At 59.2% G+C, this 26,185-nt stretch carries 27 protein-coding genes; 15 read left to right on the top strand and 12 right to left on the bottom strand.

The window, feature by feature from the left end; translation table 11 throughout:
• Positions 1-9: 9 nt before the first annotated feature.
• From ACI3KW_RS01870 to ACI3KW_RS01880, 3 genes are all read left to right on the top strand, one after another.
• Positions 10-801 carry a transporter substrate-binding domain-containing protein gene (locus tag ACI3KW_RS01870; protein ID WP_262165872.1) on the top strand — a complete coding sequence of 264 codons (792 nt, stop codon included), beginning with the start codon at positions 10-12 and terminating at the stop codon, positions 799-801.
• A gap of 73 nt (positions 802-874) precedes the next feature.
• Positions 875-1,897 carry a class II fructose-bisphosphate aldolase gene (gene fba, locus ACI3KW_RS01875; protein WP_404846681.1) on the top strand — a complete coding sequence of 341 codons (1,023 nt, stop codon included), beginning with the start codon at positions 875-877 and terminating at the stop codon, positions 1,895-1,897.
• Positions 1,898-1,924: 27 nt separating this feature from the next.
• Entirely contained in the window at positions 1,925-2,668 is a 744-nt protein-coding gene (locus ACI3KW_RS01880; protein WP_404846682.1) for an amino acid ABC transporter ATP-binding protein, read from the top strand.
• On the opposite strand, the gene ACI3KW_RS01885 is transcribed toward ACI3KW_RS01880, so the two are convergent.
• Positions 2,665-3,423, bottom strand: coding sequence for a FadR/GntR family transcriptional regulator (locus tag ACI3KW_RS01885; RefSeq protein WP_404846683.1), 759 nt, complete (start codon positions 3,421-3,423; stop codon positions 2,665-2,667). The genes ACI3KW_RS01880 and ACI3KW_RS01885 overlap by 4 nt on opposite strands.
• Before the next feature lie 641 nt (positions 3,424-4,064).
• Here ACI3KW_RS01885 and ACI3KW_RS01890 point away from each other — a divergent pair.
• From ACI3KW_RS01890 to ACI3KW_RS01915, 6 genes are all read left to right on the top strand, one after another.
• Positions 4,065-4,304, top strand: a complete 240-nt coding sequence (locus tag ACI3KW_RS01890; protein ID WP_262165879.1) for a hypothetical protein — start codon at positions 4,065-4,067, stop codon at positions 4,302-4,304.
• Between the two features lie 450 nt (positions 4,305-4,754).
• Positions 4,755-5,144, top strand: coding sequence for a hypothetical protein (locus ACI3KW_RS01895; protein WP_404846684.1), 390 nt, complete (start codon positions 4,755-4,757; stop codon positions 5,142-5,144).
• A gap of 132 nt (positions 5,145-5,276) precedes the next feature.
• Complete coding sequence (locus ACI3KW_RS01900; RefSeq protein WP_404846685.1) at positions 5,277-5,747, top strand: YegJ family protein; 471 nt, start codon at positions 5,277-5,279, stop codon at positions 5,745-5,747.
• Positions 5,748-5,818: 71 nt separating this feature from the next.
• Positions 5,819-6,133: an I78 family peptidase inhibitor gene (locus ACI3KW_RS01905; protein WP_404846686.1), complete on the top strand. Its 315-nt coding sequence runs from the start codon at positions 5,819-5,821 to the stop codon at positions 6,131-6,133.
• Between the two features lie 596 nt (positions 6,134-6,729).
• Positions 6,730-7,797 (top strand): PLP-dependent cysteine synthase family protein, encoded by a 1,068-nt coding sequence (locus tag ACI3KW_RS01910; protein WP_404846687.1) that lies wholly within the window; start codon positions 6,730-6,732, stop codon positions 7,795-7,797.
• A gap of 121 nt (positions 7,798-7,918) precedes the next feature.
• Positions 7,919-8,299 (top strand): DUF983 domain-containing protein, encoded by a 381-nt coding sequence (locus ACI3KW_RS01915; protein ID WP_404846688.1) that lies wholly within the window; start codon positions 7,919-7,921, stop codon positions 8,297-8,299.
• A gap of 38 nt (positions 8,300-8,337) precedes the next feature.
• Here ACI3KW_RS01915 and ACI3KW_RS01920 read toward each other — a convergent pair whose 3' ends face one another.
• From ACI3KW_RS01920 to ACI3KW_RS01955, 8 genes are read right to left on the bottom strand one after another with little or no spacing between them, the layout of a single operon-like run.
• Positions 8,338-9,405 (bottom strand): LacI family DNA-binding transcriptional regulator, encoded by a 1,068-nt coding sequence (locus ACI3KW_RS01920; protein ID WP_404846689.1) that lies wholly within the window; start codon positions 9,403-9,405, stop codon positions 8,338-8,340.
• Between the two features lie 21 nt (positions 9,406-9,426).
• On the bottom strand, positions 9,427-10,431 hold the full coding sequence (locus ACI3KW_RS01925; RefSeq protein ID WP_404846690.1) for a succinylglutamate desuccinylase/aspartoacylase family protein: 1,005 nt from the start codon (positions 10,429-10,431) through the stop codon (positions 9,427-9,429).
• A gap of 57 nt (positions 10,432-10,488) precedes the next feature.
• A complete protein-coding gene (locus tag ACI3KW_RS01930; protein WP_404846691.1) occupies positions 10,489-10,833 on the bottom strand; it encodes a RidA family protein in 345 nt (114 codons plus the stop codon).
• Positions 10,834-10,849: 16 nt separating this feature from the next.
• Positions 10,850-11,629, bottom strand: coding sequence for a transporter substrate-binding domain-containing protein (locus tag ACI3KW_RS01935; RefSeq protein ID WP_113121566.1), 780 nt, complete (start codon positions 11,627-11,629; stop codon positions 10,850-10,852).
• A gap of 23 nt (positions 11,630-11,652) precedes the next feature.
• A complete protein-coding gene (locus ACI3KW_RS01940; protein ID WP_404846692.1) occupies positions 11,653-12,384 on the bottom strand; it encodes an amino acid ABC transporter ATP-binding protein in 732 nt (243 codons plus the stop codon).
• A complete protein-coding gene (locus ACI3KW_RS01945; RefSeq protein ID WP_113121564.1) occupies positions 12,371-13,021 on the bottom strand; it encodes an amino acid ABC transporter permease in 651 nt (216 codons plus the stop codon). The genes ACI3KW_RS01940 and ACI3KW_RS01945 overlap by 14 nt, the downstream gene beginning before the upstream one ends.
• 10 nt (positions 13,022-13,031) lie before the next feature.
• Entirely contained in the window at positions 13,032-13,697 is a 666-nt protein-coding gene (locus tag ACI3KW_RS01950; RefSeq protein WP_113121563.1) for an amino acid ABC transporter permease, read from the bottom strand.
• A 24-nt stretch (positions 13,698-13,721) separates the two neighbouring features.
• A complete protein-coding gene (locus ACI3KW_RS01955; RefSeq protein WP_404846693.1) occupies positions 13,722-14,969 on the bottom strand; it encodes an alanine racemase in 1,248 nt (415 codons plus the stop codon).
• Positions 14,970-15,356: 387 nt separating this feature from the next.
• Between ACI3KW_RS01955 and ACI3KW_RS01960 the strand changes: the two genes are divergently transcribed.
• From ACI3KW_RS01960 to ACI3KW_RS01985, 6 genes are read left to right on the top strand one after another with little or no spacing between them, the layout of a single operon-like run.
• The gene (locus tag ACI3KW_RS01960) at positions 15,357-16,361 is read left to right on the top strand and encodes a LacI family DNA-binding transcriptional regulator (protein WP_113121561.1); all 1,005 of its coding nucleotides are present in this window, start codon (positions 15,357-15,359) and stop codon (positions 16,359-16,361) included.
• Positions 16,362-16,386: 25 nt separating this feature from the next.
• A complete protein-coding gene (locus ACI3KW_RS01965) occupies positions 16,387-17,703 on the top strand; it encodes an ABC transporter substrate-binding protein (protein ID WP_404846694.1) in 1,317 nt (438 codons plus the stop codon).
• 57 nt (positions 17,704-17,760) lie between these two features.
• Positions 17,761-18,606 (top strand): carbohydrate ABC transporter permease, encoded by an 846-nt coding sequence (locus tag ACI3KW_RS01970; protein ID WP_404846695.1) that lies wholly within the window; start codon positions 17,761-17,763, stop codon positions 18,604-18,606.
• Positions 18,603-19,436, top strand: a complete 834-nt coding sequence (locus tag ACI3KW_RS01975) for a carbohydrate ABC transporter permease (RefSeq protein WP_404846696.1) — start codon at positions 18,603-18,605, stop codon at positions 19,434-19,436. The genes ACI3KW_RS01970 and ACI3KW_RS01975 overlap by 4 nt, the downstream gene beginning before the upstream one ends.
• Positions 19,437-19,463: 27 nt before the next feature.
• Complete coding sequence (locus tag ACI3KW_RS01980) at positions 19,464-21,575, top strand: ADP-ribosylglycohydrolase family protein (protein ID WP_404846697.1); 2,112 nt, start codon at positions 19,464-19,466, stop codon at positions 21,573-21,575.
• A gap of 22 nt (positions 21,576-21,597) precedes the next feature.
• A complete protein-coding gene (locus tag ACI3KW_RS01985) occupies positions 21,598-22,650 on the top strand; it encodes an ABC transporter ATP-binding protein (protein WP_404846698.1) in 1,053 nt (350 codons plus the stop codon).
• Positions 22,651-22,858: 208 nt separating this feature from the next.
• On the opposite strand, the gene ACI3KW_RS01990 is transcribed toward ACI3KW_RS01985, so the two are convergent.
• The 3 genes from ACI3KW_RS01990 to ACI3KW_RS02000 are packed head-to-tail and all read right to left on the bottom strand — an operon-like array spanning position 22,859 to position 25,897.
• Entirely contained in the window at positions 22,859-24,376 is a 1,518-nt protein-coding gene (locus ACI3KW_RS01990) for a tripartite tricarboxylate transporter permease (protein WP_404846699.1), read from the bottom strand.
• A 3-nt stretch (positions 24,377-24,379) separates the two neighbouring features.
• Complete coding sequence (locus ACI3KW_RS01995; RefSeq protein WP_404846700.1) at positions 24,380-24,892, bottom strand: tripartite tricarboxylate transporter TctB family protein; 513 nt, start codon at positions 24,890-24,892, stop codon at positions 24,380-24,382.
• A gap of 36 nt (positions 24,893-24,928) precedes the next feature.
• Positions 24,929-25,897, bottom strand: coding sequence for a tripartite tricarboxylate transporter substrate binding protein (locus ACI3KW_RS02000; RefSeq protein WP_404846701.1), 969 nt, complete (start codon positions 25,895-25,897; stop codon positions 24,929-24,931).
• Positions 25,898-26,185 lie beyond the last annotated feature (288 nt).

Below are 26,185 nucleotides of genomic sequence, written 5' to 3' on the forward strand. Positions count from 1 at the left end.
AGAAACCTGATGATCCGTCTCGCTCGAAACCTCGCCTTTGCCGCTGCCGCAACGCTGGTCATGTCGACCACCGCAATGGCGCAGGCCGCCAACACGCTCGATGAGATCGTAGCCCGCGGCAAGATCATCGTCGGCATCTCGCTGTCGACCCCGCCCTATGGCATGACCGATGCCGACCTCAAGCCCGCCGGCTTTGACGTTGCCATCGCCAACCTGATCGCCCGCGATCTGGGCGTGGAACTGGAAATCCTCGATCAGGTGTCCCAATCGCGCATTCCGAACCTCACCAGCAACAAGGTCGATATCATCGTCTCCTCGCTGGGCATCACCGCCGAGCGCGCCAAGACGATCATGTATACCAATGCCATCTATGTCGATGAGCAGATGGTGATCGCGCCGGCCTCGGCCGCCATCACTTCGCTCGACGATCTGGTGGGCAAGCGCGTCGGCGTTACCCGCTCCACCACCAATGATACCATCATCACCGAAAAGGCCGTCGAAGGCACCAATATCCAGCGCTTCGACGACGACGCGGCCACCAACCAGGCCCTGTTTGCCGGCCAGGTCGATGCCATTGTGTCCGGTGTGGCGGCGGCCAATGCCATCAATGCCCAGACCGATCAGTTTCAGCGCAAATTCGCCGTTCGCCAGTCGCCCATGGGCATTGGCGTGCGTCGGGGCGATGCCGATCTGCACCAGTGGCTGAATACCGAAATCATGCTGCTGTGGAACTCGGGTGAAATCCAGGCTGCCCAGCAGCAATGGCTCGGCGTGACCAACCCCGATCTGCCGCGCTTCTAGTCCTCCCCCCGGCCCCGCATTGCTCCCCATGTCACCGATGCGGGGCCAACCTCTCCCAAAAAGGCTTTATTCCATGTCCCGCATCACCCTTCGCCAGCTTCTCGATCATGCCGCAGAGCATCAATATGGCGTGCCCGCCTTCAGCGTCACCAGCATGGAGCAGATGCTGGCCGTCATGGCCGCTGCCGATGCGGTCGATGCGCCTGTCATCTTGCAGGTTGGCACCAAGGCGCGCGCCTATGCGGGCGATGTGATGGTTGAGCATCTGTTTGCCGCGCTCGAAAAACTTTACCCCCATATTCCGATGGTGGTACACCAGGATCACGGCAATAGCGAAGAGACCTGCGCCACCGCGCTGCAGCACAAATTCAGCTCGGTGATGATGGACGGCTCGCTGCTGGCCGATGCCAAGACCCCGTCGGACTATGACTATAATGTTCGGGTCACCGCGTCAGTTTCGAACATGGCGCACTGGATGGGCGCATCGGTCGAAGGCGAAATCGGTGTTCTGGGCAAGCTCGAAAACCGCAATGACGAGCGCCTGCTGACTGATCCCAATCAGGCCGTCGCCTTCGTCAAGGCCACCAAGGTCGATGCGCTCGCCATTGCCATGGGCACCTCGCACGGCGCCTATAAATTCAGCCGCAAGCCGGATGGCGATGTGCTGGCCATGGACCGGCTGGAGGAAATCCACCGCCGCCTGCCGGACACCCATCTTGTGATGCACGGCTCCTCGTCCGTCCCACAAGAATTGCAGGACATCATGAACAAGTACGGCGCCGATATCAAACAGACCTGGGGCGTGCCGATCGAGGAAATCCAGCGCGGCATCAAACATGGCGTGCGCAAGGTCAATATCGACACCGACAACCGCATGGCGCTGATCGGGCAGATCCGCAAGGTCATGCATGAAGACCCCAAGGAATTCGACATCCGCAACATGATGAAGCCCGGCATGGATGCCATTACTAAGCTGTGCAAGCAGCGGCTGGAAGAGTTCGGCACTGCCGGACACGCTGGCAAGATCAAGGTCATCACCATGGCCGATATGGCCAAGCGCTATGCGTCGGGCCAGCTCGACCCTAAAATCCAGTAACGCGCGACGGCAGGTTGGAATTTCAAGATGAGTGCAAGCGATAGCGTTGTAAGCGCCAATAAGGTCAGCAAGTTCTTTGCCGGGTTTCAGGCCCTCAAGGATATCGATCTGAATGTCGCCAAGGGCGAGACCATCGTGGTCTGCGGCCCCTCGGGGTCAGGCAAGTCGACGCTGATCCGCTGCCTCAATGCGCTGGAACAGCACCAGTCGGGTGAATTGGTGGTGTGCGGCATCGAGCTGACCAGTTCGCGTCAGTCCATCGATGCCGTGCGCCGCCGCACCGGCATGGTGTTCCAGAACTTCAACCTGTTCCCGCATATGACGGTCATCGAAAACTGCATGATCGCCCCGATGAAGGTCAAAGGCATGTCGCACGACGAAGCGCGTGCGACAGCCGAGCGCTTCCTCAAGCGGGTGCATATTCCCGAACAGGCCGACAAATATCCCGCCCAATTGTCCGGCGGTCAGCAGCAGCGCGTGGCGATTGCCCGGGCGCTGTCAATGAGCCCCGATGTGATGCTGTTTGATGAGCCAACCTCGGCGCTCGATCCGGAAATGGTGCGCGAAGTGCTCGACACCATGGTGGAGCTGGCCAAAGAGGGTTCGACCATGATCTGCGTCACCCACGAGATGAATTTCGCCCGCCAGGTTGCCGATCGGGTCATCTTCATGGATCGCGGTGCTATCGTTGAATCAGGGGCGCCGGAAGCTTTCTTTGCAAAGCCCCAGACTGAGCGCGCCCGGGAATTTCTCGCCCAAATCCTGCATTAACGCAGCGACCGCTGGGCTGCCCCGTCGAGCGCCTGGCTGTTTTCGAGATGACGAACGTCCAGAACCGCCGCCCTGGCCTGCAGAAGGTGATATTTCATGTAGCTCGCGGCGGCGTCGCTGTCTTCGGCCGTAATGGCATCGAGGATGCGGGTATGCTCCTCGATGATGCGCAGCCGGCGGCCCGGCGAGCGCTCACGTGCCAGTTCCAGCCCGATATTCATCGTTTCGGCGACTGGTTGGCGCAGATCGTTGAGCAGGTCACAGAAATAGTCATTGCCGGCCGCCCTGGCGACAGCGTCATGGAACTCGATGTCTTGTTCCTGACCGCGCTCGCCTGATGCAATTGCGCTGCGAAGCGCCTCGATGGCCGCATGGGCGCGATCGAGATCGGCCCGAGTCCGCCGCAAGGCTGCGAGGCGCGCCGCCTCCACCTCCAAAACGATGCGTGGTTCAAACGAACGCAGGTAGCTGGAGAGTTCGGACGTATTAGCCAGCTCGGTCAAGCGACTTGAGGGCTGAGTCGAGACAAAGGTTCCAATGCCACGTTTGGATTGAATTAATCCATCAGTTGTCAGCCGGAGCAGCGCCTCACGAACAACCGGACGTGACACTGCGAAACTGAGGGAGAGTTCGGCTTCGGAGGGCAGTTTGTCGCCCGAAGCAAACCGGCCGGACGTGATCCCATCAAGAATCTGGCCGTACACCGTGTCTGCCAGACGTTCCTTGCGCGCGGGCTTGAGAGTGAGGTTCTGCATGCCCCAATTCTACCTCGTACACTGCCGCGCGACAATCAAAAGCAGGAGCTTGGTATTCATTAGCCGCCAGTCACTGTCGATCCGTCTGCTGTCGCTTGGGCCGTGCGCAGTCCCTGACCAGAAGGTCTGAGCTTTTTTGACGGAAGAGCGAAAAGGGCAAGGCCCAAACCCTGCCTATTTCTCCCGCAACAATCGATGAGCCGCGCTCACCAACTCGCGGGTGCTGGCCACCGCGTCTTTTATCTGGCGCCGCTGCCTCTTGAGAGTCGCGACGGGCCGCGGCCCGAGCAGTTTGTGCCTCCTGCGGCATCTCTTGCAGCCACTCCAGTGCGGCCAATTTCGCGTCTAGGTCATCTCCCATAGGGACCCGCCTGCGGTGACTAGGCTTAGCCAACAACAATGCGGAATTGGCCGGGAGGTCTCGTTTCCAGAACATTGGATAAGAGGAGAGGCCTCCGCTGTGGCGGCGGGTTCAGCATCATGAAGTGGGCGGGGATCACCATGACAGCCGCCAGCATTTACATTCGGAACGCGGGCAGGGACTGGATTTACGCCGCCATGCGGGGTAACCGGCGGTGCCGCTGCAGCACTGTGCAGCCGAAGGGAAACAGCTGCAGCACTGTGCAGCCGAAGGGAAACAAATGAGCAAACTGCTCCGCCTGGCCGTCATTGTCGTGCTTGTGTTTGTCGTTGTACTTGGTGGCTTTTGGTACCGCTACGTGACCAACACAGAGAGCCCCTACCAAGAAGTCGGAATTGAGCTCAACAGCCGCATGCCGGAACCCATTCGCAAATGGGGGTGTGACAAGCTGCGGTCCAATTTTGCCAGCGCCGTGCCGCCTTACGGATGCTCCACTGGAGACGGTACAAGCTGGATCTAGCGCACTTTCGGGGGCATTGGTCGGTGCATTCTTGGCCGGCACCAGCGCATCATTCTCGTTCTTCAATGAGAGGGAAATCGGGAGGACAAGGATTTTGGGGGCTCGTTGCCCTCCCTAAGTCCTCCAGTTGAGCCAGCGGACCTAAGCGATAAAGACCCCAGGATTCCGGCAACAAAAAGCCCGTCGGTTGGGCGTGGAGATTAAGCGTCGACGAGGCGGTTTGGACGCCTGTATCCCCACCGACGCTCAACGGGAGGGCCAGAGGGCTCTGGCACTCTCTAAGCCCTTGGGGAAGGGCCTTTAGGTTCAATAGCGGAAATCGGATAGCCCCACCAGCGGCAGCGGAGGCCTCAAAGCCCTGCAGCCTGAGTCAGGTCATATGGCAGATTGATCCTTCACCTTGGCCAGACGCAATGTTATGCCCCAATCCTCTCTTCAGAAAGGCGTGTCGTGAAACGAGTGCTCTCCGTGATTGCCGTTTATGTTGCCCTTGCCAGCGCCAGCTACGCGGTTGGGCCTTCTTACGAGAACAAAGCTCTGGGATTTCGGCTCAGTACTTTTCCTCAGAGTGAGAATATCACAATCTGCACCCAGGACGGTGGGGATTGCCTGACCTTCCTTCCCGTAGGTGACGGCAAAACCTATACGGAAGAAACCGGCAAGTGCACGTTGGTCATGGAGCACTTCCGCTACGATTTTGCGGACGGCCAAACCGACGATGAATTCATGCTGACACTGGCCGGTCAGGTGATCCAGGTCGTCGAGGGCGACGATGCCTGCCAGCTCACGCAAGAGTCTCCGGCGCAAATGCGCAGCCTTACGGGCATATACATTTCCTGAGCCCCTTAGTGCTCTGAAAAGGCCCATCGGCACCAGAGCGACCGCTCGTTGTCCCAAATCCGTGGGCTACCCGGCTGTCGTATTTTTGGAACAATCTGCTGCTCCTTATCTCTCACCCGAGGAGGATTACTTATGTTCGCCAAACCCATCGCCGCGCTCGTATTCGCTCTGGGCCTTGCCACCCCGGCCTTGGCAGAGGATCAGGTTGTCGATGTCCCTAGGGACGATGCGCAGATGAATGCGGCAATGGATAAGGCGCGCGCTGCGTTGCCCGAGTTCTGGGCGCGCTTTGCCGACCCTGCCGCTAATGAGGCGGATTTTTCCCTCAAGCTAGGCATTTCAGACAATGCCGGCACCGAGCATTTCTGGTGCGGCGAGATCGTGGGCGATGCCAAGGCCGCTACCTGCGTCATCGCGAACGAGCCGGTCAATGTCCATACCGTAGCCTATGGCGAGCGCGTCGCAGTTGATCCCGAGATTATTTCGGACTGGCTCTATTATCGCGATGGCAAGATCGTGGGTGGGGAAACCATCCGCGTGCTTCTGCCCCGTCTCGAAAAGAAGGAAGCTGCGGCCATGCGTGCTCTATTGGCCGAACCGTGAGCGCCCTAACGCCACAGGCCGCAAATTGGCCTTTATCTGCCGATGATGTAAGTCGCGGATAGGAGTTGTCGATGTCTTTCCGACTTCAAACATGCGCAGCGCTCGCAATCGCCACGATCCTTGCAGGATGCTCCAACACTACCCCGCCTGTCGCTCAGCTACCACCGCTAACGGACTGTGGGGCCTCCGAACTTCAGGATCAGCTCGGCCATCCTGTAAGGGGGGCCTCAGCATCCGACACCACAGTGGATGGCATTCCCGTAAGGTCGAAAGGGGACGTGCGAGTCATTGCTCCCGGTCAGGCCGTGATCCAAAACTACAGCGAAGATCGTTTGAACCTCGAAACAGATGCGTCCGGTAATTTGGTGCGTGCGAGCTGCGGTTGAACACCTTGGCAGATTGGCCAAATGGCTCGATCGCCGTGCGACAAGATTTGGCACGGACCCCGAAGCCGCTATCCGTTTGTCTTCTAAAATATATACATTCCCAATAATAAAGGGACGAGCGGTGCATGTCGCTCAGGGCCTTGCAAATAGTGCCCGTTTCCAACGTGCGGCATAATGAACCAATGATCTGTTAGAGCGCTCACGTGCCGGTGGCCGTAGTGCCGCTGCCCAGCTCTTCACGAAGGCGGACGAGCAGAAAGCACTCCAAGGTACCGCCCGGTGCCGATAGCTGCTGCGTTGCAACCTCGAGAGTCAACTGGACCTCTCATCGTCTAACGATGATTGACCTCAAAACGGATGGGCATTTCGACAGGGCGCGCAGTCGGCCCGGCGGCCATCTGAAAATGATACGTCCACCATTGATATTTGCATGCGCACCGCTGCCCCTGATCCGCTCGGTCAAAGGAGCCATCATTGAACGCTGAGTGGGACGAGAATGCATCGGTTCTGCTCGGTCGGGGCGTGACGCATTAAGATTTCTGAACCTAGCGGTTAAGAAACAGCGTAGGTTTCGCTCAGCTCCGGAGGAAAACACGATGAGCACCAGGACGAGTGAAGGACGCGGACGCCTCTACGACAGCATCTTGGATACGGTGGGCAATACGCCGGTAATCCGCATTAACAATTTGGGCGTCGACAACACCACGATTTACGTCAAGGCCGAGTTTTTCAATCCGGCAGCTTCCGTTAAGGACCGCTTGGCACTCGCCATAATCGAGCAGGCCGAGCAGTCCGGCGCGCTGCAACCCGGCCAGACCGTCATCGAAGCGACCAGCGGCAATACCGGCATCGGTCTCGCCATGGTTTGTGCTCAGAAGGGCTACCCTCTCGTCGTAACGATGGCCGACAGTTTCTCTGTCGAACGACGAAAGCTCATGCGTATGCTGGGCGCCAGGGTGGTGCTGACCCCTCGCGCTCAGAAGGGCTTCGGCATGTACAAGAAAGCTGTCGAGCTTGCGGAAGCCAATGGATGGTTTCTTGCGCACCAGTTCGAGACTTCCGCCAATGCCGACATCCATGAGGCCACGACTGGTCGTGAGATCATCGCCGACTTCATGGAGCAGCGGCTGGATTACTTCGTCACCGGGTATGGCACAGGCGGCACTGTGACTGGCGTTGCAAGAGTCCTGCGGCGCGAAAGGCCGGAAACCAGGATCATTCTGTCCGAGCCTGCGAACGCCCAGCTTATCGCCAGCGGTGACGTCCAACAGCGCCTTGAGGATGGCGCCCCGTCGATGAGCCATCCAGCGTTCCAGCCTCACCCCATTCAGGGTTGGACACCCGACTTCATTCCATTGGTCCTCCAGGAGGCCATCAACAAATCCTACTACGATGAACTGGTGCCCGTAGCGGGGCCTGATGGCATCAAGTGGGCCCAGGAACTTGCTCGCAAGGAAGGTATTTTCACCGGCATTTCCGGCGGGGCCACGTTTGCTGTTGCTCGGCAGGTCGCGGCGCGGGCGCCCGAGGGATCGGTTATCCTATGTATGCTGCCGGATACCGGCGAGCGCTACATTACTACTCCGCTTTTCGAGGGAATTGGAGAGGACATGAACGAAGAGGAAGTGGCTCTCTCAATGTCAACGTCAGGATATCAGCTCTGACTAAATTGCCAGCCAGTTCTTTCCTTGCTCTTCGGCCAAACGCCGGAGGGCAAGCTGTTGTTCAGGCAAACCTGCAGCCACACGGCGACGCACTACGTTAAGTGGGCAATGGAGATCCGTCATGAGCCGCGATCCGCAATCTTCAAGTCCTGTTTGGCCGTCCATCTGGAGGGGGATCAAATGCAGGTGTCCACGATGCGGCAGAGGTTGGCTCTTCCACCACTACATCGAGCAGGTGGACAATTGTGCGGTCTGCAATGAACCCTTAGCCGCTTATAAGGTCGGGCTCTTTTTGCCGCTCATCGTAATAACCGTCATGGTTCATATCCTGGGCTTCGTGATGTTGGAGATGGAGCTCAGTGGCCACGGCAGCCCTTTGATCTATCTGTATGTTCTTGTGCCGCTATCCGTGGTCGTACCCCTGGCCATACTCCCGTCCTCAAAGGGCGGGATCATAGGACTGCTATGGGCAAAAGGCTGGAGTGATGAGCAGGATCGATGATGCTGGCGGGTTTCCAGCGGCGTCATAGTGGTGACGAACTAGGTCGTCTCGCCGCGGACCAAAGACAGGTCGAGACATGTCCGGCTGGGCAAGTCCTCGCCTGAAATGCGAGCAAGGATCATGGCTGCCGCCCGCCGGCCGACCTCCCGCGTATCGACGCCGACCATGGAGAGGCGTGGAGATAGCGCGCCGGCAGTGGACGGGTCGCCAAATGCAAGAATGCCGACCTGCTCCGGAACGCCTTGACCTTGCGAGAGCGCCTCGATCATTGCGCCTGTGCCAAGAAGGTCGTTGGCGCAGAAGACACTATCAAACTGCGCACCGCTTTCTTGCAGGCGGCGATAAGCGATGCGACCATCCTCGACGCTTTCCACCCAATCGATCACAACATGGCCGGCTAGGTTGATGTCGCGTTCGGCAAGGCGCTGCGAAAATCCCTGTAGCCGCAGTTTGCCACGGCCGCCGCCGCGCCCAATGAAGGCTGGCCGGCGATAGCCGCGGTCGGACAGATGCGTTGCAGCCAGCCGACCGGCATCGACGTTCGAGAACGCCACCAACATGTCGATCGGGTCACGCGTGTGCGCCCAGCTCTCGACGATAGGAATGTTGAGATCGCGTAGCGTTCGCCGGTTTTCTTCCAGCTCGATGACGCCTGTGAAGAAGACGGCGGCGGGCCGAAGCGCGCGAAGGGATTGGATGGCGGTTAGTTCACGGGAATACGAGTAGGAGGTTTGCCCAACCATCATTTGCAGGCCATGTTCTTCGATGACCTGGGCGCAGGCCTGTGCTGCCTGTGTGTACTGCTGACTTTGCAGATTCGACACGAATACGGCTACGATGCTTGACCGGCCTGACCGCAGCGCGGAAGCATGCGGATTGGACCAATAACCGGTCTGCTGCACGACTTCGAGAATTCGCGCCCGGGTGGCGTCTGACACGAGATTGGGGTTGCGGAGGGCGCGCGATACCGTGATGGCGGAGACGCCCGCCAGTTGAGCTACTTGCTCGATGCGGACCGGTTTGGCACGCGTCTGTGTACCGGCCGAAACCGTCGGCTCGATACGCACCACGTCATCGAAGGAGTGGGCAGTCAGGTCATCATGCATGCTGCCCACCTCATTGGCCAATCAGATCAGAAGTCCTACCTGGACGAGGCAATCGCCCGCTTGGGAATCGGTATGGAGTCGGCGCGATAATACGATCCCCCCGCGACGGAAATGCAGGGTTTCTTCAGCCAAATCAAGGCGTTCGAAATCGTGATACCAGCCCGCCACATCGCCGGACTCAACCTTGTCCCCAACCGCGACTGCCGGTTCGAACCAGCCGCGTCGCGTCGCGTAGATCGCCTGTTCATGGCTTTCGAGCTTGAGCAGAGTCATGCTCTGGTTGGCGAGAGGCGCGCGAGACAGGATAGGCGTATCGCAGATGCCCATGGCGATCAGCACGTTGTCGATGGCCTGGGCAGTTATTGCCATGGACTGCTTGGTTGCCGTGCCACCACCGCCGAACTCGCCACTGAGGCCGATTGCGCCGGCACGGGCCGCCCCTGCCATGGAGGTCGGAGCAGCTGCTCCGTTCTCGGCAATAAATCCGTAAGGCAGGGCCATGGCTTGCATGAGCCGCTTGGCCTCTTCGAACTGCTCCGGTGGCCCCTGACGCTCAATCAGCGCGCAGAGCAGGTGCTCCATGGACGTTCCGCCGGAATGCAGGTCGAACACGACGTCATGTTTGGGGAACAGGTCCTGTTCCAGGAAATGGGCAATACGTTGGGTCGGCGTGCCGACAGCATCGCCGGGAAACGCCCGGTTGAGATTGCCCTCATCAAGTGGCGAGCGACGGCGCGCGGCCATTACAGCGGGCGCGTTGGCGAAAGGAATGATCGTGACCGACCCATGGATATTGGCTGGTTCAAGCAGACGCGACAGCCGTGCCAGGCAGATTTCACCTTCATATTCATCGCCGTGATTGCCGGCCATGAGTAACAGGCTAGGGCCTTGGCCATTGCGGATGCGAATGACGGGAACCTTCACCTGGAAATAGGGCGAGCGGTCGATGGAAAACGGAACGGACAGATAGCTGGTCGTCTTGCCGTCTGCGTTCAGGTCTAGATCGTGAAAAATGCCAGTATGCATGGACTAGGATTTCTAAAAAGAGGAAGTGGCGGCGGGTTGTCCCGCCGCCAACGGACCTTAAACCGCTGCGATAGCGGTCATTTCGACCCTCAGGTCAGGGTCGGCCAAGCGCGCTTCGTAGCAGGCGCGGGCTGGCGGATTGGTCGGGTCGATCCAGCCGTCATAGACAGCGTTGAGTGCATCGAAATCGATGATGTGCGGCAAGAGGACCGTCACAGAGAGCAGTTTGGACTTGTCGGTTCCGGCTTGAGCGAGAAGGTTCTCGATCTTGGCCAGAACTTCCTTGGTCTGCTGCTCAAGCGAAGATTTGCGGTTGTCCGCCACTTGGCCGGCGATATGAACGATGCCGTTGTGGACGACGGCCTGGCTCATGCGGGGGCCGATTTCGAAACGCTGGGTCATGATGCTGGAGCAATCCTTAGAGCATATTGGGAACGGCGCTGGCTTCGCCGAAGAATTCGACCTGAAGTGCGTCCAACTTGCCGTTGAGGCGGTTGTAAAACAGATCGGTATTGAGCCACTGCAGCAGGTTGTGCTCGCCCTGGCTTACCGCGATATGGGCCGGCGACTGGCGGATGCGGAACTTGAGCTCGAGATTTGCAGCGCCTTCGGCGTTCTTGGCGATGATGCTGTTCTCGGCAAAATACTGCGTCTGGCCCGCGGCAAAGGCAGCCAGCGCGCTGGCGGCGTCTTCGAAGCGCACAATATTGGCGCCGGGAGCGTTGTCGGTGAGCCACACGTCAAGCGTCGTGCCGCGAGCCACTGCGATCGAGGTGCCAGCCATGTCTGCCGCGCTTTGGAATCCGGGGGCATCAGCAGGGCCGAAAACACCAAGGTCGGTCGCTACATAGGGGGCTGTGAACATGACCTGCTGGGCGCGTTCGGGCGTTGCGCCGGCGGCTGCGATCAGCACGTCGATCTGATCGGACAGCAGGCTCGGTATACGGGCAGCGCCGGTGACTTCAACGATCTGCAGCTCAACGCCCAGGTCGGCAGCGATGAGCTCAGCAAGGCCAATATCGAAACCGGTCAGTTCGCCAGCTCCATCGCGGAAGCCCCAAGGCGCGGAGTCAGCAAGCACGCCGACGCGCACGGTGCCATTGTTGAGGATGTCTTCGAGCTTGTCGGCAAAGGCGCCGACTGGTGCTAGGGCCATCAGGCCGACAGCTGCGGCCGCGAAGGCGGTCTTGAAGTTCATAGTGTAGTTCCTTTTTCCCTTATTCACTTGGTAGAGCTAATGAAATTCTTCAGCTCCGGCGTCGCCGGATTGGCGAACAGCTCGGCCGGTGCACCTTGTTCGTGAACCTTGCCGGCATGCATGAAAACGATCTTGGACGCGACATTGCGTGCGAAGTTCATCTCATGGGTTACAAGGATCATTGTCATGCCCTGACGAGCCAGATCCTCCATGACTTTAAGCACTTCACCCACGAGTTCGGGGTCGAGTGCCGAGGTCACCTCGTCGAACAGCATCAGCTCCGGCCCCATGGCCAGGCAGCGCGCGATGGCGACGCGCTGCTGTTGACCGCCGGACAGTTGTTCGGGAAAAGCATCGATCTTTTCGGCAAGCCCGACGCGGGTCAGTACCTCGAGGGCAAGCTTGCGAGCGGACTCGCCCTTGGCCACGCGCTTGGACAGTGTAGGTGCCAGAGTGATGTTCTGCTCCACCGTCATATGCGGGAAAAGATTAAACTGCTGGAAGACGATGCCAACCTTCTGACGGAGGCGACGCAGGTCGGTATTGGCGTCGTGCACGCGCTGGCCATTGATGCGGATGTCGCCATCCTGGATGGTTTCAAGGCCATTGATACAGCGCAGAAGGGTCGACTTGCCCGAACCACTGCGGCCAATAATCGTGACGATCTCGCCCTTTTCGACTTCGATCGTCACGCCCTTGAGAACTTCGGTTTCACCAAAGGTCTTGCGGACATTGTTGATATCAACGAACGCCATGGAATTTTCTCTCCAGAGAACGCGACCACTGGGTCAGCGGGAAACAGATCGCGAAGTAGATCGCGGCGACGCAGGCATAGGATGTGAGAGGAGCGAAGGTCGCAGCGCTGGCCAACTGACCCGCGCGGGCCAGTTCGACAAAACCGACAACCGAAGCGAGCGAGGTGTTCTTGATCAATTGGACCAGAAAGCCGACCGTTGCTGGCAGAGCGATCTTGAAGGCCTGTGGCGCCACGACATGGCGAAAACTCTGCCACTTGGTGAGGCCCAGACAGGCTGCCGCCTCGCTCTGGGCGACATGCACGGCCTGAATCCCGCCACGCCAGATTTCGCCAAGAAAGGCAGCGGTGAAGACCGTGAAAGCCACGCTCACTGAAACCAGTGCCGGCATCTGAATGCCAAGAAACACCGGCATGCCGAAGTAGAAGAACATCAGCATGCCAAGCAGTGGCACGCCCTGCACGATCTGCAGGATGACCAGTGCGATCAGGTTCAGGACGCGATTGCCGCTGGTCCGCATCTGCGCCATCAGCAGGCCCAGCGGGCTACCAAATGCCAGGGAAATAAGGACCAGCGTGGCGGTCCATTGAACGGCCCAGAGCATGGTCAGGAAGTCTGAGAAGGTAAATCCGCGCATCAAGGGCCTCCTAACGACGCGTGGGCCAGCGGAAGGCAAGCCGCTCGACGCCGGCAAAGATCAGGCGCAAGGCCAAGACCATGGCGAAATAGATGACGCAAACCACCGCATAGACCTCAAAGCTACGGTAGGTGCGGCTTTCGACGAAGGCGGCGGTATGAAATAGCTCGTCGGCTGAGACCTGGCTGGCCAGCGATGAACCGAGCAGGATCAGAATGATCTGGCTCGAAAGCGATGGATACACGTTGCGCAGAGCCGGCGGCAGAATGACGTGACGAAACACCTGAAACTGTGTCAGCCCCAGGCACTGGCCAGCCTCAATCTGGCTCTTGGGGATCGACCCGAGCCCGCTCCTGAAGATCTCGACTGCATAGGCGCCCATATAGAGCGACAATGCCACCGAGGCGGCCTCGAACGGCGGCAAGCGCAGTCCGGCATAGGGCAATACGAAAAAGATCAGGAAGATCTGAATAAGCGCCGGCGTATTGCGGATCAGTTCCACATAGGTGCGAATGAACAGTCGCAGTGGCGCGAAGCGGCTATTGGACAGGGTCGCTCCGGCCAGGCCGATCACCATGCCGGCGACCGTTGCGATCAGGGTTAGGGTAAGCGTCACCTGAATGCCGTGCAGGAACTGGTCCTGATAACGCCAGAGCTGGTTGAAATTGAGATTCATGCGGCAGGGCCTTTACGTGCGGGACTAGCCGAAATGGGTGGGGAATACATCGGTGAGGACGCCGGCCGGGTTGCGGGCCAGTATGACGCGCCACCGATCGATGCAGGTGCACGGGTGGGATATGCCGAATTCGACTACATCGCCTACCGAGGCTGGATGGCCAGCCGGTATGCGTAGGAAGGCATGCTGGTCGTTCAGCTTGAAAACTTTAGCGTCTTGGCCGGAGACGAACTCGGCGCCGTCACGGTAGAAGGCCAGGGGACGCGGCAGGTCCTGATCTGACGACACGTCGCGCATACCCATGCCACAGATCAGTAAATCTGGTTCCGGCCGGGACAGAACCTCGGCCCAAACACGCAGAGCCGGAGCAAAGGCATCTGAAGCCCTTTGACCGGTGACCGGCGCGAAGCCATCGCGCTCGTCCAGCAGTGCCAATGAACGTTCGTAGACCCCATGATCATGGAAGTAGATTGCGCCGCTGCGTAAAACCATGCGGACGTTGCCGTCCATTTCAACCAAAGGGGACAGATGCTTCACGACGAGGTCGAAAAAGGACGATCCACCTGCGCTCAGGATGAGTTCCGCACCGGGCCGAGCTTTGCGAACCATATTGAACGCGTCCGTGGTAATCGCGCACAGCTCGGCGATGGCAGCTTCCGTTTCAAATGGATTAGCGCTGGCAACGGCGCCTTCGTAGCAGGCCACGCCAGCAAGCTTCAGATGTGGTGAAGCCAACACCGCCGCGATGACTGCGCCTACCGTTTCCCGGTCGCGAGCACCCGCACGGCCGCGGCCGACCTCGATCAAGGCGGGCAGGGGACGGCCTGCAGCTTCGCCGGCAGCGGCGATGGACAGGGCACTCGGAACCGAATCTACAAAAAAGTGGGCTTCGGCCTTAGGAAAGCCTGACAGTAATCGCCCGAAGCGAGCGCCCGATTTCCGACCGCCAATCTGATTTGCCACCAATAGTGTGTCGAAGCCATTTTCAAGCATCACCGCTGCTTGCTGCAGGTTGGCGACGGATAATCCCCAGGCACCTTTTTCGATCAGGCGCCTGCTCAATTCGGGCGACATCGGGGTCTTGGCGTGCGGTGCCAATGAAAGATTGAGCGCCTTGGCATAGCCAAGCATCGCATCGGCATTTCGATCGAAAGCCTCGATGTCGAGAGTCAATACGGGGAGAGACAGATCACCAGTCTCTGGACGCAATGCGGCGTGGGACAGCCCCTCTTCATTTGCCAACACCCCCACCAATCCTCGAAGCAAACTCACGACGCCCTCCAATGTTAACGTTGTCATTCAAGAGACTGATGTTAACGTTGTCAATGAGATTCTGTACTTCGCTTTTAGGCTGCTGGTGGAGAAAAATACCATGACAGATCAAAGTGATAGGTTTTCGCAGTGCCGACGCGGAAAACAGCCGACTGCTCTGTCAACATAGGAAGCGGGATCCAGAACGGGCTGGTCGGTGGCCACGTGAACGGCAACGCAGCCAAACACGACACTGCCTCGACCATAACTACGGCGGCACCTTTGTCGACCTGGCGATGTACGACAGTTTAGCGTGCATGCCCTTTCCAAGGCGGCATCAACTGACTGGCTTGACATGGATAAATAACCAACTTATTCGTATCACTAATACGTATAAGGAAAGCACTCGTGACTCGGAGAGCTACACAAAAGGACGTTGCGCTGCGCGCCGGTGTATCGCAGGCGGCTGTCTCGATGGTTCTTGGAGGTGGGGCGCCCTCCACGTTGCCGGCCGAAACGATCGATCGCATCCAAGCTGCCGCCAAAGAACTCGGTTACGTTCCGAACCGCGTGGCACAGGCGCTCAAGACGCGCCGCACAATGACGATTGCCTGCGTTGTTCCAGACATAACCAACCCGTTTTATCCGACCCTTATCCGCGGTGTGCAGAGGGTAGCTCAGGCCGGAAAATACGACGTCATCACCCTAAATAGCGATGGCAACGCTACCAGCGAGCGGCACTTCATAGAGTGGGCCCTGGAAGGGCGTATTGACGGCGTTGTAGGAGTCTTCTTCACGCTACGCGCCGCCGACCTTAAGGTTCTGCTCGATAATTCCGTCGCCGTCGTGCGCATAGAATCTTCTCGCAAATCGGGCGGGATTCTGCCGATCGACGACATTTTCGTCGATAGTCGTGCCGCCGCCGCAGTGGTGGTCGAGCGATTGATCGCCATGGGGCATCGCCGCATCGCAATGGTTGCCGGGGTCGGCGGGCCGCAAGGTGTGCGCGTTGAGGGCTACCGGGAAACCCTAGCTGCGCACAAACTAGATCCGCTTGTTGTGATTGAACACAGCTTCACCGAGTCTGCTGGGCTGGAGGCTGCAAATGCCATTCTCGAAAGTGGGTTTGCTGCTACGGCGATATTTGCTGCCAACGATTTGATGGCAATCGGGGTGATGCAAGCCCTGCGTAACCGCGGAATTGCGGTGCCTGGGAAAATGGCCGTGGTGGGGTTTGACAATATCTCGGCGGCTCCTTTGGTCACGCCCCCGCTGACAACCGTCACCCAGTTTCAGGACCGAATGGGCGAACGCGCGGCCGAGATCCTGTTGCAGCGCCTGAATGGAGAAATTGTCGGCCCTGGCACGGCTCAGGAAATGCCTTTCCAACTCATCGAGCGCGGATCGGTCTAGTTACTTTGCATTCTTGGAGGAGAATATGGACAATCGCATCTATGCCAAAGCCGCCATCGCCTTGCTGGTTGGCACTGCCTTCACCAGCGCGGCTCTTGCCGACGGGCCCATCAGTTGGTGGTACGAAACCGCGACTCCTGAACAACAGGGAGTAATCACCAAAAACATCATCGAGCCGTTCAACGCCGCGCATCCAGAGGACGTGTTGAGCATCGATTATCGAGGTGCCCAGCTCGACAATCAGATGCGTGTGGCGCTGCTGTCGGGCAGCGGCCCTGATATCGTTTATACGGCCGGACCAAGTTACGTGGCACCCATGGCGCAAGCCGGCCAGCTACTGGCTTTGGACAAATATGCCGAACAGTTCGGCTGGCAGGACCGCATACTGCCGGTTTTCATCGAAATGGGCAAGTACAACGGGCAGCTCTATGCGCTGCCTAAGACATACGAAACGCTTGGCCTTTTCTACAATGCCACCATGTTCAAAGAACACGGTTGGAAGGTCCCGACAACCATCGCTGAACTGGAAACAGTGGCGGATGCCATGTTGGCCGAGAATATCGTTCCATTCTCGTCCGGGAACGCGCTTTGGCGCCCGACCAACGAGCACTATGTTACGCTCGTACTCAACTCAATCGCGGGCCCCGAAGCCGTCTACCAGGCACTGACGGGCAAAATCCCGTGGACATCTGAGCCATTCGTCAAGGCTATCGATAAGCTCGACGAATGGTGGAAAAAGGGCTATTTCGGCCCCAACTACTTCTCGCTCAACGGCGAGCAGCAGGTCGCGCAGCTGGCCAATGGTCAGGCGGGCATGATGCCGTCCGGGACCTGGCAGTTCCAACACATCAACACCTACTTCCCACCTGCCAATGCAGAAGCCGGTTTCGTCGGGTTCCCGAGTGCCGAAGACGTAGGCGAACCAGTGTTTCCACTGGGGGTCGGCTCCACCTTTTCGGTTGCGGCATCTTCGCAGAACCCGGATGGCGCGGCGGCGGCGATCGACTTCATTTTCTCTGATGCAACCTATGCCAGCATGAACACCGAGTGGCAGGGCGAGTGGAACACGCCCCTCAAGGACCTTTCCGGCATCACGCTCGGAGACGGAGTGCTGCCACTCTACACCGAGGCCATGCAAACGCTCGCGCAGTCGGTCGCCGAAGACAAGTATGGCTACACAACCTGGACCTTCCTGCCGCCGGCAACCGTATCGTTCCTGGTGAGCGGCATCGAAGAGGTCTGGCTCGACCGCACCGATACCAAGCAGTTCCTGGAACAGCTGGATGCCACCTTCCAGCAGGAGATGGCCGAGGGCAAGGTACCCGCCATTCCGGCACGGTAACACCTCCCACGAACGTGGGGCGGCGGTTCGCCGCCGCCCTTCATGGCGGAGCCTCACATGCATCGACTCTATCTGCTTCCAACGTTGCTCATCAACGTGGTCATCATCCTGGTGCCGGCCATGCTGACGATCGCCCTGGCATTCTTTCGCTGGGATGGCATTTCCACGCCGGTCTTTATTGGTCTCGAGAATTTCCGGGTCCTGTGGGCCGACCGCGTTTTCTGGACGGCGCTGACCAACAACATCATCTGGACGCTGCTCTTTCTGACAGTGCCCATCGGCATCGGCCTGCTTGCCGCCACTCTGCTGCTTGTGGCGCGCCGCGGCAGCATGTTCTTCCAGGTCATCTATTTCCTGCCCATGATCATTGCGACGGCCATCCTGGCGCGTATCTGGCAAGGCATGATCTATAGCCCTCTGTCGGGCGTGAACGGCATGCTGCAACGCATGGGCTTCCCCACACTCGACCCGCTCACCCAGCCCTCCACGGCGCTGGTTGGCATCGCGACCGTGGACCTGTGGCATTGGTGGGGCTTTCTGTGCGTTATCTTCTTTGCGGCCCTTCGCCAGGTTCCGCAGGAGCAGGTGGAGGCAGCGCGCATCGAGGGCGCGTCCTTCTGGCAGATGATGCGCTACGTGCTTTTGCCGGGCATTCGCCCCACGATCACGCTGATGATGATCATGACCGTGATCTGGTCCTTCCTCGTTTTCGACTTCGTCTACATCCTCACCCAGGGCGGCCCCGCCTTTTCCAGCGAGGTTCTGTCGACGCTGGCCTATCGGAGCGCCTTCTATGACCTAGCGGTCGGCAAGGCCGCAGCCGTGGCCGTGATTATCTCGATCTTCGGTCTGATCGCCACGGCCTTCTACATCCGCGAACAAGCCCGGGAGTTCGACCAATGAGACTGATCGAAAGCCGTGCCACGCTGTTGCTTACCTATGCCATTCTCACCGTTCTGCTGGTGATCACCCTGTTCCCCATAGCGCTGCTGGTGCTGAATTCCGTCAAACCGGCCGCGCAGATCATCCAGAATCCGCTGGCCTGGCCCGAAACCTTCCGTTGGGACAATTTCACCCGGGCCTGGAACGACGCACGTTTCGGCACCACCATGCTGAACTCGGCGATCCTGTCGGGCCTGACCATCATTCTGGTCTGCACCACCGGTTCGCTCACCGCCTATGTGCTGGCGCGGCGCAAGATCAAGTCGTGGAAGATCATTACCTTCTACCTCCTGGCAACGACGACCGCGCCGATCCAGCTCTTCCTGTTCCCGCTCTATTTCGGCTTCGCCCGGCTGGGCCTGATCAACAACGCCGTGGCCGTGTCGGTGGTCTACACCGCCATCTGGTCGCCTTTTGCCGTCATGTTACTGCGGACCTACTTCCTGGCAGTGCCCAAGGAGCTCGAGGAGGCTGCGCTGATCGACGGCGCCTCGCACTGGCAGGTGTTTACCAAGGTCATGCTGCCCATCGTATCGCCGGGCATCCTGACCGTCGCGCTGATCATCGGGCTCTATTCATGGAACGAGTTCCTGATCGCGACGACCTTCCTTCAGCGTGCCGACACGTCCACCGCAATTGTCTCATTCTTCCTGCTGTCCGGTCAGTACAGTAGCGACTGGGGTGAGATCATGGCAGCGGCTCTGATCATCGTGCTGCCCGTCATCATCCTGTTTGTCCTGCTGCAGCGCCGCTTCATCGAAGGCATGGCCGGCGGCTCGGTCAAGGGCTGAACCAACTAAAATTCTGAGGAGATAAAGATGTCCGTCCCAAACGATTATCTTGAGCGCGTCTATGCCGGGGTGCTTGGCAAGCTGATTGGCGTTTACCTTGGCCGCCCATTCGAAGGCTGGACCTATCAGCGCATCATGGATGAGCTTGGGCCGATCGAATACTATGTGCACGACCGGCTCAACCAGCCGCTGGTGGTCACCGATGATGACGTTGCGGGCACCTTCACCTTCATCCGTGCGCTGGAGGATTACGACCTCTCGCCCGATCTGCGCGCCGAGGATATCGGCAAGGCGTGGCTGAACTACATGTGCGAGGAGCGCTCGATCCTGTGGTGGGGCGGCAATGGCAATTCCACCGAACATACCGCCTGGCTGAATCTCAAAAAGGGTGTGCCGGCGCCTGCCTCCGGGTCCATTGCCGTCAATGGCAAGGCAGTTGCCGAACAGATCGGCGCGCAGATCTTCATCGACGGTTGGGCCATGGTCGCGCCAGGCAAGCCGCAGCTCGCGGCAAAACTCGCCGAGCAGGCCGGTAAGGTCAGCCATGACGGGGAATCGGTCTATGCGGCCATGCTCTGGGCGGCAATGGAAGCGGAAGCCTTCCGCACCAAGGATATCGACGCACTGATCGATGTCGGCCTGTCGGTCATTCCCGCCGACAGCCTCATCGCCAAACTGATCGCCGACATTCGCGCTTGGCACAGCCAGCACGCCGACTGGCGCGAATGCCGCCAGCTCATTGAGGACAATTACGGCTACGACAAGTATCCCGGCAATTGCCACGTCGTACCCAACCACGCGCTGATGATCATGTCGGTGCTCTATGCGTCGGACGATTTCCAGAAGGCCCAGATGATCGTCAACACGTCCGGTTGGGACACGGACTGCAATGCCGGAAACGTCGGGTGCCTGATGGGCATCATGCTCGGTCTTGAGGGCATCGAAGATGGTCCGGACTGGCGCGGCCCCATTGCCGACCGCTTGCTGATCTCATCTGCAGATGGCGGCAACTCGATCAATGACGCAGTCCGCACGGCCTATTACCTGGCCAATCTCGGCCGCAAGCTGGCCGGCGAGGGCGAGCTGGGCGACCCCAAGAACGGCGCGCAGATGCACTTCTCGCTGCCGGGTAGCCAGCAGGGATTCCGTCCCGATGGCACCGCCGGCGGCAGCGCCAATCCTGCCTTGCGCAACGTCGAGTTTGAAGGCGGCCGCGCCTTGTCCATCAATTACGAAGCCCTCGGCCCGGGACAGTTCGCAATCGTGACCACGCCGACCTTCTCGCCGCCCGAAATGCTCAAGATGCGCACCTATGACTTGATGGCAACGCCGCTAGTCTATCCTGGCCAGACAATCAGGGCCCGCGTCGTCGCCCCAAAGGATAACAAGGGTAGTGTCGAAGTCCGGCTGCGCCTGCGGGTTTACGACGCGGCAGACCAGTTGCGCGACGTGGACGGCCAGGTCCAGCGCCTGTCGCCCGGATCAGAAACCGAGCTGGAATGGCGCCTGCCGGAATTCGACGGCCAGCCTATCGCTGAAATTGGCCTCGCTATTGCCGCCGAGGGCCGCCGCGCCGACGGCTCCGTTCTGCTCGACTACATGCGCTGGGATGGATCGGCCGAGCTTACCTTACGCCGGCCCCAGGGCGATGGCGACTTCTGGCGCATGGCCTGGGTGAACGGCGTGGACTTCTTCTCCAAGCGCTTTCCCCCCAGTTTCCGAATCTCGCAATCGCGGGACGAGGGCATGGTCTCGCATGGCACACGCCAGTGGACCGACTATGCGCTCAAATCCGATATCATGGTGCATCTGGGCAATTACGGCGGTGTGGCGCTGCGTGTGCAAGGCCTGCGCCGCTATTACGGCGTGCGTGCGACACGGAACAACACCCTCGAAATCGTGCGCGTGCGTGACGACGAGGTGAAGGTCCTTGCTTCCACCGCCTTCGCGTTCGATTTTGAGACCAAGCTCTCCTTCGACGCCAAGGTGGTCGGAAACACCATCTCGGCCAGCGTCAACGGCACCCATATTTCCGCCAGTGACCCCAGCGCCGACGGTTTTGCCAATGGCGGCATCGGTCTGGTCGTGCATGAGGGTGCGCTGTCCACCGACGCGGTCAGCATTGCGGCCGCAGCCTGAACGTCATTGAAAGGAGAGCACCATGGCTCCAGTACGCATTGAAAACGTCAAGAAATCCTACGGCGGCGTGCCGGTGATGCATGGCGTCTCAGTTGACATTGAACACGGCGAGTTCGTGGTTCTGGTCGGCCCCTCCGGTTGCGGCAAGTCTACCCTGCTCCGCATGATAGCTGGACTTGAGGATATCACTGACGGAACGATCAGCATCGGCGATCGCGTGGTCAATGATCTGCCACCTAAGGCCCGAGACATCTCCATGGTCTTCCAAAACTATGCGCTCTACCCGCATATGACGGTGGCCGAAAACATGGCGTTCTCAATGACCCTCGCTAAGGCTCCGGCCGAAGAAAAGAAGCGGCGGGTTGCTGAGGCGGCACAAATCCTGGGGCTCACCGAACTTCTGGGCCGATATCCGCGCCAGCTCTCGGGCGGCCAGCGCCAACGAGTGGCCATGGGGCGCTCTATCGTGCGCAACCCGCAGGTGTTCCTGTTCGACGAACCGCTGTCCAATCTCGATGCCAAACTCCGGGTGGCCATGCGCGCCGAGATTAAAAGCCTGCATAAACGGCTCGGCACCACGATCGTTTATGTTACGCACGATCAAGTGGAAGCTATGACGATGGCCGACAAGATCGTGGTTATGCAGGCCGGGCGAGTTGAGCAGTATGGCACTCCACTGGAGCTATACGACAATCCCGCTAACAGCTTTGTCGCGCAGTTTATCGGTTCGCCATCGATGAACCTGCTGCCGGTCATCCGGAAGGGTGATGAGGTGGTGCTGAGGTCTGGCGCAGCGACCGGATTGAGGGCGCCCTCGTCAATCCCGGAGGGCGGCACTTTGCTGCTCGGCAAGCGACCAGAGCATATTACAATCACGGACCAGGGTGTAACAGCTCGCGTGAAGGTCATTGAGCCCACTGGATCAGAGACTTTTGCTGTTCTGACTGCGGGAGAGCACGAAATCGTATGTCTGTTCCGTGAACGGGTGGGCTTAACCGATGATCAGCAAGTCCACCTATGCCTCACTGGCGGCGACACCTATTTCTTCAATCAGACAACTGGCGCACGCTTATAGGCGAAAACGATGCCGGCGACGGATTCCGGATTGCTAGGAACACACGGTTACTAGGCTCACGCAGCCGCCGCTGATGTCTGGAGCACTTCGCCGAACTTGGATCGGGGTGAGCCTCACCCCGACCTCATATCACCAGCAGATTACGGTGCGGGCCGGATAAGAAGCTCGGCTGCCACAGAATCCGGGCCGCCAAGCGGTCGGATTCTGACTAGTTTGCCACAGGTAGCACCGGTGATTTGCGTTCCGCTCGCTCGATCATTGTGCGACGTATCGTACCGAAGATCGCCAGTCCCCAGATGATGATCGTTGCCGCACCCAGCACACCAGCGATTGGACGGCCGAAGAAGCCAGCGAAATTGCCGCTGGTGATGATCATGGATGTCGTAAAGTTCGTCTCTACCAACGGTCCCAACACGATACCCAAAATGATTGGCGCGATGGCGAACTGCCGCCGCTCAAGGACATAGGCGACAATCCCCAGCACCAACATGATGCCGACCCCAAACATGGTGTTGTTGATGGAGAATGAGCCAACGATACAAAAGAGCAGGATGGCCGCGTTTAGAAGCGCCCTTGGCACTTCGAAGATCCAGCGCGCGGTACGGGCGGCCACGTAGCCAAGCGGCAGCATGAGGATATTGGCAATGACGAAGACCAGCATCACGGCATAGAAGTTTTCCGGATGCACCGTGAGCAATTGCGGGCCGGGATCCAGTCCCTTCATCACCAGCACGCCAACGGCGATGGCCGTCACCGCGTCGCCCGGAATACCAAAGACCATGGCCGGAATCCACGAGGCGCTTAGGGCCGCGTTATTGGTTGCGCCAGCTTCGACAAGCCCTTCGGGATGACCCTTGCCAAAGAGTTCGGGGGTCTTGGAGGTCTTTTTGGCCAGGGTATAGGTGACCCAAGCGGCCAGGTCGCCACCCACGCCGGGCAGGGCGCCGATCAGGCTGCCGATGATTGAGCCGCGGATCTGGTTCTTGCGATATTTCCAGAGGACCTTGAGCGTGCCCTTGAATGGGTTGCGGGAATTATCCTGGATGATAGCCGGTGCGCCGGTGCGGCCGGCTCGCATAATCTCGGCCAGCGCGAACATTCCGATCATCGCCGGGATGAAGCTGATACCGCCGGCCAACTCGGTCAATCCAAAGGTGAAGCGCTGCGATCCCATCAATGGATCCAGCCCCACCTGGGCAATGAACAGGCCGAGCAGTAGCGACAGTGCGCCTTTGGCCATGCCACCCGAGGAGATGAGTGCGGCGCAAGACAGGCCAAGCACCGCCAGCCAGAAATACTCAAAACTGGAGAAGCCCAGCGCAAACTTGGCCAAGGCCGGCGCAGTGAACATTAGGAAAACGAAGCCGAAAAGGCCACCCAGTACCGAACCGATGACGCCAATGCCGATGGCAAGGCCCGCCTGGCCCTTTTGCGCCATACGGTAACTGTCTTCCACATAGGCGGCCGACGCCGGCGTGCCCGGAATGCGCAGCAGGGTACCAGGCAAGTCCCCGGCAGTGATCGCCATGGCAGTGCAGGAAATGATGGCGGCAATGGCCGGAATGGGCGCCATATAGAAGGTGACAGGCACCAGTAGAGCTGTCGCCATGGTGGCGGTCAGGCCGGGCAGGGCGCCAACGAAGAGACCGAAAATGGCCGAGCCGGTAATGACAAGCAAGGTCTCGACATTGAAGACCAGCCCGAAGGCTTGCAGAAAGGCGTCCATGACTTACCCCAAAATTCCACGGGGCAAAGGCACCCGGAAGCCATAAGCAAACATGGCATAGATCGCGATTGCGGCCAGCGGACTGAAGATCAGCGCCGAGGGCAGCTTGCCCCCGCTCAACAGCACAATTGCGAAGGTGAAGAGAAGCCCGGTAATGAGGAAGCCCAGCAACGGCATCAAGAGAATGCTAGCCAGTACGCATCCCAAAGTGCCCAAAACGAAGGGGCTGAAGAAATTGGGTGGCGCATAGAGCACCGCCTGTTCGCCCGACGACTCTTCGGGCAGCAGCGGCGCATCCTCGTCAGGCGTCAAAAGCCAGCCTTGGACGGTCAGAACCAAGCCAAAAAAGGCCATGGCACCGCCGGTGATAGTGGGAAACAGGCCGGGGCCCACAGGCAAACCAGGCATGGCGTGGATGGATAGGGCTTGGCTCAGAATGAATAGGCCGCCAAGAGTGAAGGCGGCGCCCAGGGCAATGTCGGGATAGTTTCTTGCTTTCAACGGACCCTCCTCCATGAGGTAGCCCCCCGGCCACCGGCCGGGGTTAGGCGATTATTGTGCGGTGATACCAGCGGTCGAGATGGCCGTGGCGAAGGCCTCACCGCGGGTCTTGAGATAATTCTCGAAATCGGCACCACCTTCCCAGACGACACCGTAGTTGCGGCCGTCCATGAAGGTTGCGAACTCTTCGCTGTTCACGATTTCGTCGAGCGCAGTCGAGAGCTTTGTCACGACGTCTTCCGGCATGCCCTTGGGCCCGCCAAGGCCGCGCCAGCCTGCGATCGAGAATTCAAGGCCAAGCGCGTCGGTGATCGGGGGAACATTGGGCTGCTTGGGATTGACCTCATTGCCCAGAAACCCGAGCGCACGGATTTCACCGGCATCAACCAGCGATTGCGCTTCGGGGAACTGGGAGACGGCAACGTCAATGGCGCCGGAGGCCAGCAATTGCAACGAGGGCGTTGCTCCATCGGTGGGCACCCAGAATGCCTTGTCGGCGGGGGCGCCGAGCAGTTGCACCAAGCTCACCCACGACAAGTGGTTGAGGCCCCCGAAATTGGCGCCGCTGGCTTTGACGGCCGCGGGGTCCGCTTTCACCGCCTCGGCCAAATCCTGCATGCTCTGGTACGGCGAGTCAGCACGCACGAAGACGGCGGATGGATCGGCGTTGAACAGGCCGATCAGGGTGAAATCCTCATAGGTCATGTCGGCCGAACCAACAGCCTTATACATGGACAATTCGGTAGTGATGATGCCCAGCGTATAGCCGTCCGGATTGGCCGCCTTGATGGCTTCGTGGCCGACGATGCCGCCACCCCCGGTCCGATTGTTGACGGTGATCGGCTGCCCCAGCTTTTCCTCAAGCATAGTGGCGATGATGCGCCCGGTGGCGTCGGTGCCGCCGCCAGCGGCCCACGGAATGATCAGTTCGATCGGGCGATCTGGATATTGCGCCATGGCGGAACCGGCCATCATCAGCGTTGCAGCTAATGCCGCTGCGAGCGTTTTGACTGTCTTCATTTAACGTCCTCCCTTGAGGCCGGCTCGTTCGCCGGCGGCTTATGCGATCAAACCGTATCGCAAAATTATATACCACAATGTGGAATTAGCATGGAGTGCGGCACGAGACAACCGCTGTAGAGAAGGCATTCTGAAAGCGGCCTTAGTCCGGTTTATTGGGCGGTTGCATTGACATCTCGCCGGACCTGCACGTAAAACGATACAGGAATGGTATTCCACAATATGGAATTGATGCTCACGTGGGCGCCGTATTGATGAGCAGCGCCTGAAATGCAGACAGACCGATTT

It is taken from the genome of Devosia sp. ZW T5_3 (genome assembly GCF_044987315.1).
Lineage (GTDB): Bacteria > Pseudomonadota > Alphaproteobacteria > Rhizobiales > Devosiaceae > Devosia.

Bases quoted from the DNA above. Each gene is read 5' to 3' on its own strand.
- ACI3KW_RS01880 (WP_404846682.1), top strand. From the start codon at position 1,925: ATGAGTGCAAGCGATAGCGTTGTAAGCGCCAATAAGGTCAGCAAGTTC.
- ACI3KW_RS01885 (WP_404846683.1), bottom strand. From the start codon at position 3,423: ATGCAGAACCTCACTCTCAAGCCCGCGCGCAAGGAACGTCTGGCAGAC.
- ACI3KW_RS01935 (WP_113121566.1), bottom strand. From the start codon at position 11,629: ATGAACTTCAAGACCGCCTTCGCGGCCGCAGCTGTCGGCCTGATGGCC.
- ACI3KW_RS01990 (WP_404846699.1), bottom strand. From the start codon at position 24,376: ATGGACGCCTTTCTGCAAGCCTTCGGGCTGGTCTTCAATGTCGAGACC.
- ACI3KW_RS01905 (WP_404846686.1), top strand. From the start codon at position 5,819: ATGTCTTTCCGACTTCAAACATGCGCAGCGCTCGCAATCGCCACGATC.
- fba (WP_404846681.1), top strand. From the start codon at position 875: ATGTCCCGCATCACCCTTCGCCAGCTTCTCGATCATGCCGCAGAGCAT.
- ACI3KW_RS01925 (WP_404846690.1), bottom strand. From the start codon at position 10,431: ATGCATACTGGCATTTTTCACGATCTAGACCTGAACGCAGACGGCAAG.
- ACI3KW_RS01975 (WP_404846696.1), top strand. From the start codon at position 18,603: ATGAGACTGATCGAAAGCCGTGCCACGCTGTTGCTTACCTATGCCATT.
- ACI3KW_RS01980 (WP_404846697.1), top strand. From the start codon at position 19,464: ATGTCCGTCCCAAACGATTATCTTGAGCGCGTCTATGCCGGGGTGCTT.
- ACI3KW_RS01950 (WP_113121563.1), bottom strand. From the start codon at position 13,697: ATGAATCTCAATTTCAACCAGCTCTGGCGTTATCAGGACCAGTTCCTG.
- ACI3KW_RS01940 (WP_404846692.1), bottom strand. From the start codon at position 12,384: ATGGCGTTCGTTGATATCAACAATGTCCGCAAGACCTTTGGTGAAACC.
- ACI3KW_RS01870 (WP_262165872.1), top strand. From the start codon at position 10: ATGATCCGTCTCGCTCGAAACCTCGCCTTTGCCGCTGCCGCAACGCTG.
- ACI3KW_RS01970 (WP_404846695.1), top strand. From the start codon at position 17,761: ATGCATCGACTCTATCTGCTTCCAACGTTGCTCATCAACGTGGTCATC.
- ACI3KW_RS01920 (WP_404846689.1), bottom strand. From the start codon at position 9,405: ATGCATGATGACCTGACTGCCCACTCCTTCGATGACGTGGTGCGTATC.
- ACI3KW_RS01985 (WP_404846698.1), top strand. From the start codon at position 21,598: ATGGCTCCAGTACGCATTGAAAACGTCAAGAAATCCTACGGCGGCGTG.
- ACI3KW_RS02000 (WP_404846701.1), bottom strand. From the start codon at position 25,897: ATGAAGACAGTCAAAACGCTCGCAGCGGCATTAGCTGCAACGCTGATG.
- ACI3KW_RS01910 (WP_404846687.1), top strand. From the start codon at position 6,730: ATGAGCACCAGGACGAGTGAAGGACGCGGACGCCTCTACGACAGCATC.
- ACI3KW_RS01900 (WP_404846685.1), top strand. From the start codon at position 5,277: ATGTTCGCCAAACCCATCGCCGCGCTCGTATTCGCTCTGGGCCTTGCC.
- ACI3KW_RS01930 (WP_404846691.1), bottom strand. From the start codon at position 10,833: ATGACCCAGCGTTTCGAAATCGGCCCCCGCATGAGCCAGGCCGTCGTC.
- ACI3KW_RS01945 (WP_113121564.1), bottom strand. From the start codon at position 13,021: ATGCGCGGATTTACCTTCTCAGACTTCCTGACCATGCTCTGGGCCGTT.
- ACI3KW_RS01995 (WP_404846700.1), bottom strand. From the start codon at position 24,892: ATGGAGGAGGGTCCGTTGAAAGCAAGAAACTATCCCGACATTGCCCTG.
- ACI3KW_RS01890 (WP_262165879.1), top strand. From the start codon at position 4,065: ATGAGCAAACTGCTCCGCCTGGCCGTCATTGTCGTGCTTGTGTTTGTC.
- ACI3KW_RS01915 (WP_404846688.1), top strand. From the start codon at position 7,919: ATGAGCCGCGATCCGCAATCTTCAAGTCCTGTTTGGCCGTCCATCTGG.
- ACI3KW_RS01965 (WP_404846694.1), top strand. From the start codon at position 16,387: ATGGACAATCGCATCTATGCCAAAGCCGCCATCGCCTTGCTGGTTGGC.